Source organism: Mesorhizobium sp. M0047 (genome assembly GCF_040323315.1).
Taxonomy (GTDB): domain Bacteria; phylum Pseudomonadota; class Alphaproteobacteria; order Rhizobiales; family Rhizobiaceae; genus Mesorhizobium.
This window is the reverse complement of the sequence record NZ_JAMYUW010000006.1, coordinates 213,636-227,265: the sequence shown is the minus strand read 5'-3', so window position 1 is coordinate 227,265 and position 13,630 is coordinate 213,636. Positions and strand designations below refer to the sequence as shown.

13 protein-coding genes are annotated in these 13,630 nt (G+C 63.0%); 12 read left to right on the top strand and 1 reads right to left on the bottom strand.

Features of this window, described 5'->3' with window-relative positions:
- From NKJ89_RS08325 to trmB, 8 genes are all read left to right on the top strand, one after another.
- On the top strand, positions 1-993 hold the full coding sequence (locus NKJ89_RS08325) for a PhoH family protein (RefSeq protein WP_023758127.1): 993 nt from the start codon (positions 1-3) through the stop codon (positions 991-993).
- Between the two features lie 18 nt (positions 994-1,011).
- Positions 1,012-1,512 carry an rRNA maturation RNase YbeY gene (gene ybeY / locus NKJ89_RS08320; RefSeq protein WP_352601461.1) on the top strand — a complete coding sequence of 167 codons (501 nt, stop codon included), beginning with the start codon at positions 1,012-1,014 and terminating at the stop codon, positions 1,510-1,512.
- Between the two features lie 28 nt (positions 1,513-1,540).
- Entirely contained in the window at positions 1,541-2,635 is a 1,095-nt protein-coding gene (locus NKJ89_RS08315; protein ID WP_352601459.1) for a hemolysin family protein, read from the top strand.
- A 16-nt stretch (positions 2,636-2,651) separates the two neighbouring features.
- Complete coding sequence (locus NKJ89_RS08310) at positions 2,652-3,122, top strand: VOC family protein (RefSeq protein WP_352601457.1); 471 nt, start codon at positions 2,652-2,654, stop codon at positions 3,120-3,122.
- Between the two features lie 93 nt (positions 3,123-3,215).
- A complete protein-coding gene (gene lnt, locus NKJ89_RS08305) occupies positions 3,216-4,808 on the top strand; it encodes an apolipoprotein N-acyltransferase (protein WP_352601455.1) in 1,593 nt (530 codons plus the stop codon).
- A 138-nt stretch (positions 4,809-4,946) separates the two neighbouring features.
- Positions 4,947-5,366 (top strand): helix-turn-helix domain-containing protein, encoded by a 420-nt coding sequence (locus tag NKJ89_RS08300; protein WP_023758122.1) that lies wholly within the window; start codon positions 4,947-4,949, stop codon positions 5,364-5,366.
- 169 nt (positions 5,367-5,535) lie between these two features.
- Entirely contained in the window at positions 5,536-6,801 is a 1,266-nt protein-coding gene (gene metK / locus NKJ89_RS08295; RefSeq protein ID WP_352601453.1) for a methionine adenosyltransferase, read from the top strand.
- Between the two features lie 23 nt (positions 6,802-6,824).
- A complete protein-coding gene (trmB, locus tag NKJ89_RS08290; RefSeq protein ID WP_352601451.1) occupies positions 6,825-7,526 on the top strand; it encodes a tRNA (guanine(46)-N(7))-methyltransferase TrmB in 702 nt (233 codons plus the stop codon).
- A gap of 58 nt (positions 7,527-7,584) precedes the next feature.
- Here trmB and NKJ89_RS08285 read toward each other — a convergent pair whose 3' ends face one another.
- Positions 7,585-7,773: a hypothetical protein gene (locus tag NKJ89_RS08285; protein WP_352601521.1), complete on the bottom strand. Its 189-nt coding sequence runs from the start codon at positions 7,771-7,773 to the stop codon at positions 7,585-7,587.
- A 286-nt stretch (positions 7,774-8,059) separates the two neighbouring features.
- Between NKJ89_RS08285 and rimP the strand changes: the two genes are divergently transcribed.
- Genes rimP through infB form a run of 4 tightly spaced genes read left to right on the top strand, consistent with a single transcriptional unit; the run spans position 8,060 to position 13,608 of the window.
- Entirely contained in the window at positions 8,060-8,704 is a 645-nt protein-coding gene (gene rimP / locus NKJ89_RS08280) for a ribosome maturation factor RimP (RefSeq protein ID WP_352601449.1), read from the top strand.
- Positions 8,705-8,753: 49 nt separating this feature from the next.
- On the top strand, positions 8,754-10,349 hold the full coding sequence (nusA, locus tag NKJ89_RS08275) for a transcription termination factor NusA (protein WP_023758117.1): 1,596 nt from the start codon (positions 8,754-8,756) through the stop codon (positions 10,347-10,349).
- A gap of 38 nt (positions 10,350-10,387) precedes the next feature.
- Positions 10,388-11,038 carry an RNA-binding protein gene (locus NKJ89_RS08270; RefSeq protein ID WP_352601447.1) on the top strand — a complete coding sequence of 217 codons (651 nt, stop codon included), beginning with the start codon at positions 10,388-10,390 and terminating at the stop codon, positions 11,036-11,038.
- Entirely contained in the window at positions 11,035-13,608 is a 2,574-nt protein-coding gene (gene infB / locus NKJ89_RS08265) for a translation initiation factor IF-2 (protein ID WP_352601445.1), read from the top strand. The genes NKJ89_RS08270 and infB overlap by 4 nt, the downstream gene beginning before the upstream one ends.
- Positions 13,609-13,630 lie beyond the last annotated feature (22 nt).

Sequence of the window (13,630 nt, the reverse complement as noted above, 5' to 3'; positions counted from 1 at the left end):
ATGGCGCATATCGTTCTGACTTTCGACAACAACAAGCTTGCCAGCGCCCTTTACGGTCAGTTCGACGAAAATCTCGCCAGGCTCGAGCAGAAGCTCGGCGTCGACATCCGCTCCCGCGGCAACCAGCTGACCATCAAGGGCTCGGCGTCAGCCGCCGAGCAGGCGCGCCGCGCCCTGGACAATCTCTACGGCATTCTCCAGAAAGGCGTCGATATCGGCCAGTCCGACGTCGATGGCGCCGTGCGCATGGCAATCGCCGCCGACGATCAGCTGACGCTGCCGACGCTGGAGCGCAAGGGCAAGGTCTCCGCCGCCCAGATCGCCACCCGCAAGAAGACGATCTATGCCCGATCGCTCAACCAGGACGCCTATATGCGGGCGCTGGAGCGGTCGGAACTGGTGTTCGGCATTGGTCCGGCCGGCACCGGCAAGACCTATCTGGCGGTAGCGCATGCGGCGATGCTGCTCGAGCGCGGCATGGTCGAGCGCATCATTCTGTCGCGGCCGGCCGTCGAGGCCGGCGAGCGGCTCGGTTTCCTGCCGGGCGACATGAAGGAAAAGGTCGATCCCTATCTGCGGCCGCTCTATGACGCGCTTTACGACATGATGCCGGCCGACAAGGTCGAGCGTGCCATTGCCGCCGAAGTCATCGAGATCGCGCCGCTCGCCTTCATGCGCGGCCGCACGCTGGCGCATGCCGCCGTCATCCTCGACGAGGCGCAGAACACCACGCCGATGCAGATGAAGATGTTCCTGACCCGTCTCGGCGAGAACTCGCGCATGATCGTCACCGGCGATCCGACCCAGATCGACCTTCCTTCCAACACCAAATCGGGCCTCGTCGAAGCCTTGCGGGTGCTGGACGGCGTGGCAGGTGCGGTCACCGTGCGCTTCAACGACGGCGACGTGGTCCGCCATCCGCTGGTGGCGGAAATCGTCAGGGCCTATGACCGGGATGCCAAACTGGCGCGCGGCCTCGGTGCCGAAAATTGATTTTGACGATGCGGCTTCATGCCTGAGGACATAATATCCGGCGACGGGAATGTTCCCGTCGACATCGATATCTCAGTCGAAGCGGGCGAATGGCCGGATGAGGCAAGCCTGAAACGGCTGGTCGATCGCGCTGTTGCGGCTGCCTTTGCCGAGACCGGCGGGGCTGGCCATTCCGAACTCAGCATCGTTTTTTCCGACGACACGCATATCCGGACCCTGAACGCCGGCTGGCGCGGCAAGGACAAACCGACCAACGTCTTGTCTTTCCCGGCTTTTCCGCTTGTGAAAGGCGCTCCTTTGCCGCCGATGCTGGGCGACATCGTGCTCGCCGCAGAGACGGTCGCGCGTGAAGCGGCACTGGAAGACAAGCCGGTTGAGAACCATATCACTCATCTCGTCATCCACGGCCTGCTGCATCTGCTGGGCTACGATCACGAGACCGATGCGGATGCCGAGGCGATGGAGGCCGTTGAACGCGCAGCGCTCGCGAGACTTGCCATTCCCGATCCCTACGCGTAACTACATCTGATCAATTGACCGGACGACGATGAACGACAAACCAGAGACTGCCGCCCGCCCCGACGCCGGCAGTGCGACCAAGGCTTCCGATACGTCGGAAGAGGGATCAAGTCCCAGTACCGTTACCTCTGGTGCTGCCAGCACCGGCAGCGCTGCCAGCGAAACCTCGCCTGCCAGCCCCTCCCTTTTCGACCGCGTGCTGCGCTTGTTCCGGCAACGCAACGGAACCAGCCTGCGCGAGGAAATCGCCGGCGCCCTTGCCGAGACGACGAGCGACGCCGGGGCCTTCTCGCCCGGCGAACGCGCCATGCTCAACAACATCCTGCGCTTGCGCGAGGTGCGCGTCGAGGACGTCATGGTGCCGCGCTCCGACATTCAGGCGGTCGAGATCACGACGACGCTCGGCGATCTGCTTGGCACCTTCGAGCAGTCCGGCCATTCGCGCATGCCGGTCTATTCCGAGACGCTCGACGATCCCCGCGGGATGGTGCATATCCGTGACGTGCTGGCTCACATCACCAAGATCGCGCGCGTCAAAAAAGGCCGCACTACAAGGAAAACTCCTGCCGCCACGGTGCTTGACCTCGCCCAGGTCGACCTCGCGCGCACCATTGGCGACCTCAGTCTGATCCGTCCGGTGCTGTTCGTTCCGCCATCGATGCTTGCCTCCGACCTGATGGCCCGCATGCAGACGACGCGCACGCAGATGGCGCTGGTCATCGACGAATATGGCGGCACCGATGGCCTCGCCTCGCTGGAAGACATCGTCGAGATGGTGGTCGGCGATATCGAGGATGAGCATGACGACGATGAGCCGATGATTACCCGGAGCGGCGACGGCGTGTTCATCGTCGACGGCAAGGCCGAGATCGACGATGTCGCCAAGATGATCGGTGAGGATTTCGCCGCTGGCGAACATGGCGATTATGTCGATACCATTGGCGGCATGATCTTCAACACGCTCGGTCGGGTACCGGCGCGTGGCGAGGTGGTTCAAGCCATTCCCGGCTTCGAATTCCATGTGCTGGATGCCGATCCGCGCCGCGTCAAGCGCGTGCGCATCGTGCAGAGCCAGAAGGGCGAGCGCCGCCGGCGCGCCACGGCCCGTGCCGAACAGGCGTGAGCGTTTCGCTCGCCCGATGACCGTCGACGACCCGTTCAAGCACGCAAGCCTGGGCTCCGGCGTGTTCTACAACGATCCTCGAGCCGCGCTGGACTGGCTGGAGGCGGCTTTCGGCTTCGAGCGCAGCATGGTGGTCAGCGATGCCGAGGCAAAGCTCGTCCATTCCGAGATGAGGTTTGGCGACAGCTACATCATCGTCGATTCCGAATGGACCGATCACGTAGCCAGCCCGGCCTCAGTCGCCGGCAAGAACACGCAGTCGGTCTATGTCAGGCTGAAGGACGGCCTGGATGCCCATTGCGAGCATGCCAGGGCCAAGGGGGCCGAGATCGTCCAGGAGCCAGCGGATCAGTTCTATGGCGAACGCCAGTATCGGGCGCGCGATCCCGAGGGCCATGTCTGGACCTTCACGCAAACCCTGCGTTCTGTTTCTCGTGAAGAGGCCGAACGGCTGGGCGGCCTGCGCATCGAAGGCTGGCACCGCTAGGCTCGGTCCACCGCTGGCCATCACCTGCCGATTGGACCGCGGACCGTGGCCTGTTAAATCTTGGCTGTTGATTCGCGCGACTCGGAAGTATGTATGGTGCGCCTTGCCGGCCGGATAATTCTGCTTTGGGGTTGGGGGCGCGCGCTCGCGGCGTTTCTCGCTGGCGCGCTGGCGGTGCTTGGCCAGGCGCCTTACGATTTCTTCGCCGCCTGTTTCATCTCTTTTCCCGTGCTGGTCTGGCTGCTCGACGGCGCAACCGGTGATGCTTCCGGCGGCCTGATGCGGCGCCTGCGGCCGGCCTTCGCCGTCGGCTGGTGGTTCGGCTTCGGCTATTTCCTTGCCGGCCTGTGGTGGATCGGCTCGGCTCTGCTGGTCGAGGCCGACAACTTTGCCTGGGCGCTTCCCTTCGCGGTGGTCGGCATTCCCTTCGCACTCGCCTTTTTCTACGGCTTTGCGGCCGTGGTTGCGCGGCTGTTGTGGAGCAGCGACATCGGACGCATCGCCGCCCTTGCCTTCGGCTTCGGGCTGGCGGAATGGCTGCGCGACTTCCTGTTCACCGGTTTTCCCTGGAATGCCATCGGCTACGCGGCCATGCCCGTGCCGCTGTTGATGCAAAGCGTCTCGGTCACCGGCATGATCGGCATGAACGCGCTCGCGGTGTTCGTCTTCGCTCTGCCGGCGCTGCTGGCGGCGCGCCGGCATCTGCGCCTCGGCGCCGGATTGTTTGTCGTGCTTGCCGCTGCCCATGTCGGCTACGGCTATGTCAGGCTTGCCGCTCCCGAAAAACCTGCGGTGCACAGCCTGGACGTCCGCATCGTCCAGCCGGCCGTTGACCTCTCGGAAAAATGGGACGCCTCGGTGCGCGACCGCATCTTCGCAACCTTGATGGGACTATCGGCCAAGGCACCTGATCCGGGTCACGGCAAGCCGCAACTGATCCTGTGGCCCGAAACCTCGGTTCCGTTCCTCTTCACGGAGCGTCCGGACGCATTGACGGCGCTGGGCGACATGCTGGCACCCGGCCAGATGCTGATGGCCGGCGTCGTCCGCGAGGAGGGCGGTTCGGCCGCAAGTGCCGACAGCCGCTACTACAACTCCGTGGTGGCGATCGACGACAAAGGTGAAATCACTGATGCCGTCGACAAGGTTCACCTTGTGCCGTTCGGCGAATATCTGCCTTTCTCCGATCTGCTCGATCATTTCGGTATCGAGCAACTCGTTGCCGGGCCGATGAGTTTTGCGGCCGGCAACGAGCGGCACGCCATTGCGTTGCCTGATGGCATCCGTGCATTGCCATTTATCTGCTATGAGGTGATCTTTCCCGATCTCGTGGCAGTTGACGCTACGTCAGCACAGCTTATTGTGAACGTCACCAATGATGCGTGGTTCGGCGACACGCCGGGTCCGTATCAGCATTTCAGGCAGGCCCAGATCCGTGCGGTGGAGAATGGATTGCCATTGTTGCGTGCAGCCAACAACGGCATCTCGGCCGTCGTCGATCCGCGCGGGCGCATCGTCGATGCGCTGGCGATCGATGCCCGCGGCGCCATCGATGCCCATGTGCCGATTTCCGAAGAGGCGGTCATCTCTCCTGGCCAACGACGCATTAACGGAATGCTGATCATGTTGCTGTTTGCCATTGCGGCCGCACTTTTGAGCGTAAGGCAGAGGCTACGGGTGAATTGACAGCCCACACATTAGAAACTCATACTGTAAGCGCCTGATATTTCTCGAAGTCGGTTGATCGTTCTGTTGGGGCAGTTGCCTCCGGCTTCATTTGGGCAGGAAAAAATAGAGAAGCCGAAAAAATTCGGCGAGGAAAAAATGATAGAAGATAACAAGAAGAAACCGAATCCGATCGACATCCATGTTGGCAGTCGCATTCGGCTTCGCCGCAATATGTTGGGAATGAGCCAGGAAAAGCTGGGAGAAAATCTCGGCATCACATTTCAACAAATTCAGAAGTATGAAAAGGGCACCAACCGCGTCGGCGCCAGCCGTCTGCAGGCGATCGCGTCCATCCTCGGCGTGCCTGTCGCCTTCTTTTTCGAGGATGCGCCCGGCCAGGAGGCCGTGGCAGGCCGGGGATTTGCCGAGGATGCGTCGATGGCCTTCGCCGTCGAATTCTGCGGCAGTCCCGAAGGCCTCCAACTCAACCGGGCCTTTGTCAAGATCGCCGACGCCAAGGTCCGCCGCAGGATCATAGATCTGGTCAAGTCTCTCTCCACCGACGATGCCGACTGATCCGCAATCACGCTTGGACCGGCGGCGCCCTGCCGCCGGTGGCACAAGATAACTGCAGCGACATTCATGCCAGAACCGAAGCATCGCTTGACGAGCGGCGCATCGCCCCGCTAACACGTGGCGCGCCAAAGTCGGCAGCCTGCCGATCGTTTTTCAAGAGGGGACACCCGTGACGCGGCAGAACTACTTCTTTACCTCGGAATCCGTTGCCGAGGGCCATCCCGACAAAGTCTGTGACCGGATTTCCGACGAGATTGTCGATCTGGTCTATCGCGAAGCCAAGAAGACCGGCATGGACCCATGGAAAGTCCGAGTCGCCTGCGAGACACTTGCGACAACCAACCGCGTCGTCATCGCCGGCGAGGTGCGCGTCCCGGAGACACTGCTGAAAAAGGACAAGGCAGGCAACATCCTCACGGATGCCGCCGGCCATCCCGTCGTCAATCCGGCCAAGTTCAAGTCGGTCGCCCGCAAGGCGATCCGCGAAATCGGCTATGAGCAGGCCGGCTTCCACTGGAAGACTGCGAAGATCGAGGTCCTGCTGCACGGCCAATCGCCGGACATCGGCCAGGGTGTCGACAATGCCTCCGACCGTCAGGGCGAAGAAGGCGCCGGCGATCAGGGCATCATGTTCGGCTACGCTTGCCGCGAGACGCCGGATCTGATGCCGGCTCCGATCTATTACAGCCACAAGATCCTGGAACTGCTGGCCGCTGCCCGTCACGAAGGCAGCGGTGAAGCCGGCAAGCTCGGGCCGGACGCCAAGAGCCAGGTCACCGTCCGCTACGTCGACGGCAAGGCCGCCGAGGCGACGCAGATCGTGCTGTCCACGCAGCACCTCGATGCGAGCTGGGACTCGAAGAAGGTCCGCAAGGTCGTCGAACCCTATATCCGCGAGGCATTGGGCGAGCTGAAGATCTCCGACGACTGCATGTGGTACATCAACCCGACCGGCAAGTTCGTCATCGGCGGGCCGGACGGTGACGCCGGCCTGACCGGCCGCAAGATCATCGTCGACACCTATGGCGGTGCCGCTCCCCATGGCGGCGGCGCTTTCTCCGGCAAGGACACCACCAAGGTCGATCGTTCGGCGGCCTATGCGGCGCGCTATCTGGCCAAGAACGTCGTGGCGGCGAAACTCGCCGACCGCTGCACCATCCAGCTTTCCTACGCCATCGGCGTCGCCCAGCCGCTGTCGGTCTATGTCGACCTGCACGGCACCGGCAAGGTCGACGAGGCAAAGCTGGAGGAGGCGCTGCGCAGCGTGATGGATCTGTCGCCGTCCGGCATCCGCCGCCATCTCGATCTCAACAAGCCGATCTACGCCAAGACGTCGTCCTACGGCCATTTCGGCCGCAAGGCCGGCCGTGACGGGTCTTTCTCCTGGGAAAAGACCGATCTCGCCAAGGCGCTCAAGGACGCGGTCGCCGCCTGATAGCGACGCCGCAAAGTCCCGCCATGGACCCGAAGGACAGACCAAGCCGCGCGACCGAAGCCTTTTTCGGTCGCCGGCGCGGCAAGACCATGCGTCCGCAGCAGGCGGCCGCTCTGGAGAGCGGTTTCGGGAAATACCGACTCGATCTGACAGATGAACCGCCGGCCGATCCGCACGCTCTGTTCGAAGCCGATGTTTCGGCGGTTCGCCTCGAGATCGGCTTCGGCGGTGGCGAACATCTTCTCCATCGCGCGGCCGAGGCGCCCTCGATCGGCTTTATCGGTGTCGAGCCGTTCGTCAACGGCATGGCCAAGTTGATGATGGCGGTGCGGGAGAAACCGCTCGCCAATCTGCGGGTTTATGACGACGATGCCACCCGGTTGCTGGACTGGTTGCCGCAAGCCTCGCTCGACGGGATCGACCTGCTCTATCCCGATCCTTGGCCGAAGAAGAAACACTGGAAGCGGCGCTTCGTCAGCCCGGTCAATCTCGATCGGTTCGCGCGCGTGCTGAAGCCGGGCTCGAAGTTCCGCTTTGCGTCCGATATCGACACATATGTCAATTGGACGTTGCTGCATTGCCGTGCGCATGGTGCGTTCGCCTGGCAGGCTTCGGAGGCGGCGGACTGGCATCGGCCCTATGATGGCTGGCCGGGCACTCGCTACGAAGCGAAGGCCATTCGTGAGGGCCGGCGGCCGGCCTATCTCACTTTTGTCAGAACATAGGCGCGCTCACGGACGCACCAGCCTCCGGCCGCCGCAAAGGCGAGTCCACTCGCCAAATCTAGAAACGACCGATCCTGTTGAAGACAGCCGGATCCATTCCGAGCTTGCGCAGGTCGTCAGCACGCGGCTTGCGGCCCACTTGCACCGCGCGCGAGGCGGCGACTGCCACCGCGCGCGAGGCGGCGACTGCGCTGCCAAATGTCGCGAAGAGTTCGCCAATGGCTGAAAAGATCTTGCGGCTGGTCATGGTCATGCCCCTATGTGCTGCGTCGTGCATTCCTTGTGCGATGTGGTATAAATGGAAATGCAGCGGCAAGGCTCACAGGGGTTTCGCCGCATGGAGGCCATGCGTCTGGCGCAACACTGGCGCCGTCACGGCTTTTGTGCGGCCCGCACGGCGGGCTTGAAACAACGGCCGCGATCGTTTATATCAGCCTCAAATTCTTGGTCGGTATGACGAAGAGTGGGTCCACCCGGTCCCGCTCTTTTTTATTACCTGCCGATAACTTCGGATAGAGCGAAACAGGATATCAATGACTGCAACGGCAAGCGAGGGCGACGATCGCATCATCCGCGAAAGCGGCATCGATGCGCGCATCGCGCTGATCGTCCAGCCGGTTCTGCGCGGCATCGGCTTCCGCCTCGTGCGGGTGCATCTGTCGGGCCAGAACGGGCTGACGCTGCAGATCATGGCCGAGCGCGAGGACGGCACCATGACCGTCGAGGATTGCGAAGAGGTCAGCCGGGCGGTGTCGCCGGCGCTCGACGTCGACGATCCGATCGAAAAGGCCTATCATCTGGAGGTCTCGTCGCCGGGCATCGACCGGCCGCTCGTCCGCAAATCGGATTTCACGACCTGGACGGGTCATCTGGTCAAGATGGAAACATCGATCGTCGTCGCCGACCGCAAGCGGTTCAAGGGCAAGATCGTCGAGGCCGGCGAAGACGATGTGTTGATCGAGCGCGAAAAGGCTGCCTATGGCGAGGAGCCGACGGTGCGTGTCCCCTATGATGCGATTTCCGAAACGCGCCTGATCCTGACCGACGATCTCATTCGCGATGCCCTGTCGAAGGACAACAGGGCGCGCAAGGAAGCCAAGAAACGTCGCGGCGAACCGGACGACGATGAGTCGGGTACGGAAACGGACGCCACGGAAGAACACGAACAGGAACTATGATTGAGCTGCTGGGCGCGAAGGTCCGGCAAACAGGCTCGGGAGAAAAACGATGGTTGTAAGCGCCAACAGACTTGAACTGCTGCAGATCGCCGACGCGGTCGCGCGCGAAAAGTCGATCGACAAGTCGATTGTCATCGCCGCCATGGCCGATGCGATCCAGAAGGCGGCACGTTCGCGTTACGGTCAGGAGACCAACATCCGCGCCGACATCAACCCGAACACCGGCGAGATGAAGCTGCAGCGGCTGATGGAAGTGGTCGAGAAGGTCGACGACTACGCCACGCAGATAGCCATTTCCTCGGCTCGCGAGCGCAATCCCGATGCCCAGCTCGGCGACTTCATAGCCGAACAGCTGCCGCCGATGGATTTCGGCCGCATCGCCGCCCAGTCGGCCAAGCAGGTCATCGTGCAGAAGGTCCGCGAGGCCGAGCGCGATCGCCAGTACGACGAGTACAAGGACCGCATCGGCGAGATCGTCAACGGCACGGTCAAGCGCGTCGAATACGGCAACGTCATCGTCGATCTCGGCCGTGGCGAGGCAATCATCCGTCGCGACGAACTGATCCCGCGCGAAAACTACAAATACGGCGACCGCGTCCGCGCTTACGTCTATGACGTGCGCCGCGAGCAGCGCGGCCCGCAGATATTCCTGTCGCGCACCCATCCGCAGTTCATGGCCAAGCTGTTCACCATGGAAGTGCCGGAAATCTATGACGGCATCATCGAAATCAAGTCGGTCGCCCGCGACCCCGGCTCGCGCGCCAAGATCGCGGTCATCTCACGCGACAGTTCGATCGATCCGGTCGGCGCCTGCGTCGGTATGCGCGGCAGCCGCGTCCAGGCCGTCGTCGGCGAGTTGCAAGGCGAGAAGATCGACATCATTCCGTGGTCGCCATCGGCGGCGTCCTTCATCGTCAACGCGCTGCAGCCGGCGGAAGTCGCCAAGGTCGTGCTCGACGAGGATGCCGAACGCATCGAAGTCGTGGTTCCCGACGACCAGCTGTCGCTGGCCATCGGTCGTCGCGGCCAGAACGTGCGGCTTGCTTCGCAGCTGACCGGCTGGGATATCGACATCCTGACCGAGGCCGAGGAATCCGAGCGTCGCCAGAAGGAATTCGTCGAGCGTTCGTCGCTGTTCATGGAAGCGCTCGACGTCGACGAGATGGTCGGCCAGGTGCTCGCCTCCGAAGGATTCACCAGCGTCGAGGAAGTCGCCTATGTCGACTCCGGCGAGATCGCCTCGATCGATGGCTTCGACGAGGACACCGCTTCGGAGATCCAGACCCGCGCCCGCGAATATCTGGAGAAAATCGAAGCCGAACACGACGACAAGCGCAAGGCGCTCGGCGTCTCGGACGAATTGCGCGAAATCCCCGGCATCACCACCGCCATGATGGTGACGCTCGGCGAGGACGGCGTGAAGACGATCGAGGACTTTGCCGGCTATGCCGCCGACGACCTGACCGGCTGGAAGGAACGCAAAGACGGCGAGACCAAGGTCTATCCGGGTGTGCTGGCCAATCATGGCGTGACACGCGCCGATGCCGAGCAAATGGTTCTGGCCGCCCGCCTCAAGGCTGGATGGATCACCGAAGACGAGCTTGCAGCCGAAGAAGAATCGGCTGACGAAGCCGTTGGTGCGTGAGGTGAAACCGCATCGCACCGAACCCGCCCTTGGACGAGATGAACGATCGCACCTGCATCGTCACCCGCAGGCAGGCCGAACCGGATGATCTGATCCGGTTCGTCGTCGGCCCGGATTCGGCCGTCGTTCCCGATATCAAGAGAAATTTGCCCGGCCGCGGTTGCTGGGTGAGTGCCGACCGCCTACATATCGACAAGGCTGCGGCGAAGAACCTTTTCGCTCGCGCCTTCAAGGCACAGGTGGTCGTGCCGCCCGATCTTGGCGGCATGGTCGACGGGCTGCTTTCCAGACACGCTCTGGGCATGCTCGGTCTTGCCCGCAAGGCAGGCGCGATTGCGCTGGGCGCCACCAAAGTCGAGAGCGCTGTGCGTGGCGGATTGGCGCTTTTCGTGCTCCACGCGACCGAGGCGTCCGACGACGGTGTACGCAAGATCAGTCAGGCACGACGGGCGACAGTCCATCTCGGCGGCCCTGTTATCCTTGCCTACAAACTTTTCTCCGAGGCCGAGTTGAGCTTGGCATTGGGGGGTACAAATGTGATACATGCTGCCGTTCTCGCGGGAGACGCGGGCAGGGCGGTCCAGAAGCGCATGGTTGCGCTCGACCGGTATCGGGGCGGTTCCCCGGACGATCTGGCAATGCTTGCGGCTGTTGCTGACGAAGATGATGCCGCAGAGGATATGGAATGAGCGATACGAAATCGGGTGACGACAATACGCTGAGTGTGACGCCGAAGAAGACCTTGACGCTGAAGCGCCCCGGTATGGAACAGGGCACTGTGCGCCAGAACTTCTCGCACGGCCGCACCAAGCAGGTCGTCGTCGAAACCAAGAAGCGCAAGTTCTCGATGCCCGGCGACAAGCCGGAGCCGGTTGCCGCCCCCGTCTTCACACCGAAGCCGGCGGTCGTGGCCGCACCCGTCGTCGTGCAGGAAGCGCCGAAGGCGCCGCCACCCCCGCCACCGGCCCCGGTCGAGCGCAGCGGCATGGTGCTGAACGAACTGTCGCGCAGTGAAATGGAAGCACGCCGCAGGGCGCTCGAGGGCTCGAAGGTTCGCGAGGTCGAGGACCGTCAGCGCGCCGCCGAGGAGGCCAAGCGCCGCGCCGAGGACGAAGAACGCCGCAAGCGCGAACGCGATGAATCGGCGCGCCGCCAGGCCGAGGAAGAGGCGCGGTTGCAGACCGAGGCCGAGTCCCGCCGTCGGGCCGAGGAAGAGGCGCGCCGCCGCGCGCCGCTGACCGCTGAACTGGCGACGGTCGACGACGAAGAACAGGTCAAGCCGAAGCGGACTGGTGCCGGTGCGCCGGTGCGCCGTCCGGTTACGCCTGAAGTGGCGCGTCCGGCCAAGCCGACCAAGAGCGAGGAGGACCGCCGCCGCGGCAAGCTGACGCTGAATTCAGCATTGTCCGACGAGGATGCGCGAGCCCGTTCGCTGTCGTCGATGCGTCGCCGCCAGGAAAAATTCAAGCGCGCGATGCACAATGAGCCGCGCGAGAAAGTCATGCGCGAAGTGATCCTGCCAGAGACGATTACCATCCAGGAATTGGCGCAACGCATGTCCGAGCGTGCGGTCGACCTGGTCAAGTTCTTCATGAAGCAAGGCCAGATCCTGAAGCCGGGCGACGTCATCGACGCTGACACGGCCGAACTGGTTGCTACCGAATTCGGTCACACGGTTCGCCGCGTCGCCGAGTCCGACATCGAGGAAGGCCTGTTCAACATCGCCGACAACGCCGAGGACCTGGTGTCGCGTCCGCCCGTGGTGACGATCATGGGTCACGTCGATCACGGCAAGACCTCGCTGCTCGATGCCATCCGCAACGCCAACGTCGTCTCCGGCGAGGCCGGCGGCATCACCCAGCATATCGGCGCCTATCAGGTCGAGAAGAACGGTCACAAGATCACCTTCATCGACACGCCCGGCCACGCCGCCTTCACGGCAATGCGTGCTCGTGGCGCCCAGGCGACCGACATTGCCATCCTGGTGGTTGCGGCCGACGACAGCGTCATGCCGCAGACGATTGAATCGATCAGCCATGCCAAGGCGGCCGGCGTTCCGATCATCGTGGCGATCAACAAGATCGACAAGCATGATGCCGATCCGCAGAAAGTGCGCTCCGAACTGCTGCGCCACGAAGTCTTCGTCGAATCCATGGGCGGTGAAGTTCTGGACGTCGAAGTGTCGGCGACCAAGGGCACCAATCTCGACAAGCTGCTCGAGGCGATCCTGCTGCAGGCCGAAATTCTCGACCTGAAGGCCAATCCGGATCGTACCGCCGAGGGCGTCGTCATCGAAGCCCAGCTCGACAAGGGTCGCGGTCCCGTTGCCACCGTGCTGGTGCAGACCGGCACGCTGATGCCGGGTGACATCCTTGTTGCCGGCAACGAATGGGGCCGGGTGCGTGCGCTGGTCACCGATCGTGGCGTGCAGATCAAGGAAGCGCCGCCGGCGATGCCGGTGGAGGTGCTTGGTCTGCAGGGTACACCGCAGGCCGGCGACCGCTTCGCCGTGGTCAACAACGAGGCCCGTGCCCGCGAAATCACCGAGTATCGCCAGCGTCTGGCGCGCGAGAAGGCGGTTGCCAAGCATGCCGGCCAGCGCGGTTCGCTCGAGCAGATGATGTCGCAATTGCAGACGAGCGGGCTGAAGGAATTCCCGCTGGTCATCAAGGGCGACGTGCAGGGTTCGATCGAGGCGATCAACGCGGCGCTGGACAAGCTCGGCACCGACGAAGTGCGTGCGCGCATCGTCCATGCAGGCGCCGGCGCCATCACCGAAAGCGACGTGTCGCTTGCGGAAACCTCGGGTGCGGCGATCATCGGCTTCAACGTCCGCGCCAACGTCCAGGCGCGTGCTGCCGCAGCGGCCGCGGGCATCGAGATCCGCTACTACTCGATCATCTACAATCTCGTGGATGACGTGAAGGCGGCTCTGTCGGGCCTGCTGTCTCCGGAGCGTCGCGAGACCTTCATCGGCAATGCACAGATCCTCGAAATCTTCGACATCACCAAGGTCGGCAAGATCGCCGGCTGCCGTGTCACCGAAGGCAAGGTCGAGCGCGGTGCGGGCGTTCGCCTGATCCGCGACAATGTCGTCATTCACGAGGGCACGCTGAAGACGCTGAAGCGCTTCAAGGACGAAGTTTCGGAAGTCCCCGGCGGCCAGGAATGCGGCATGGCCTTCCAGAACTACGAGGACATGCGCGTCGGCGACGTCATCGAGTGCTTCCGCGTCGAGATGGTGACCCGGACGCTCTGAGTTCGAGTGACTTGTTCATAAG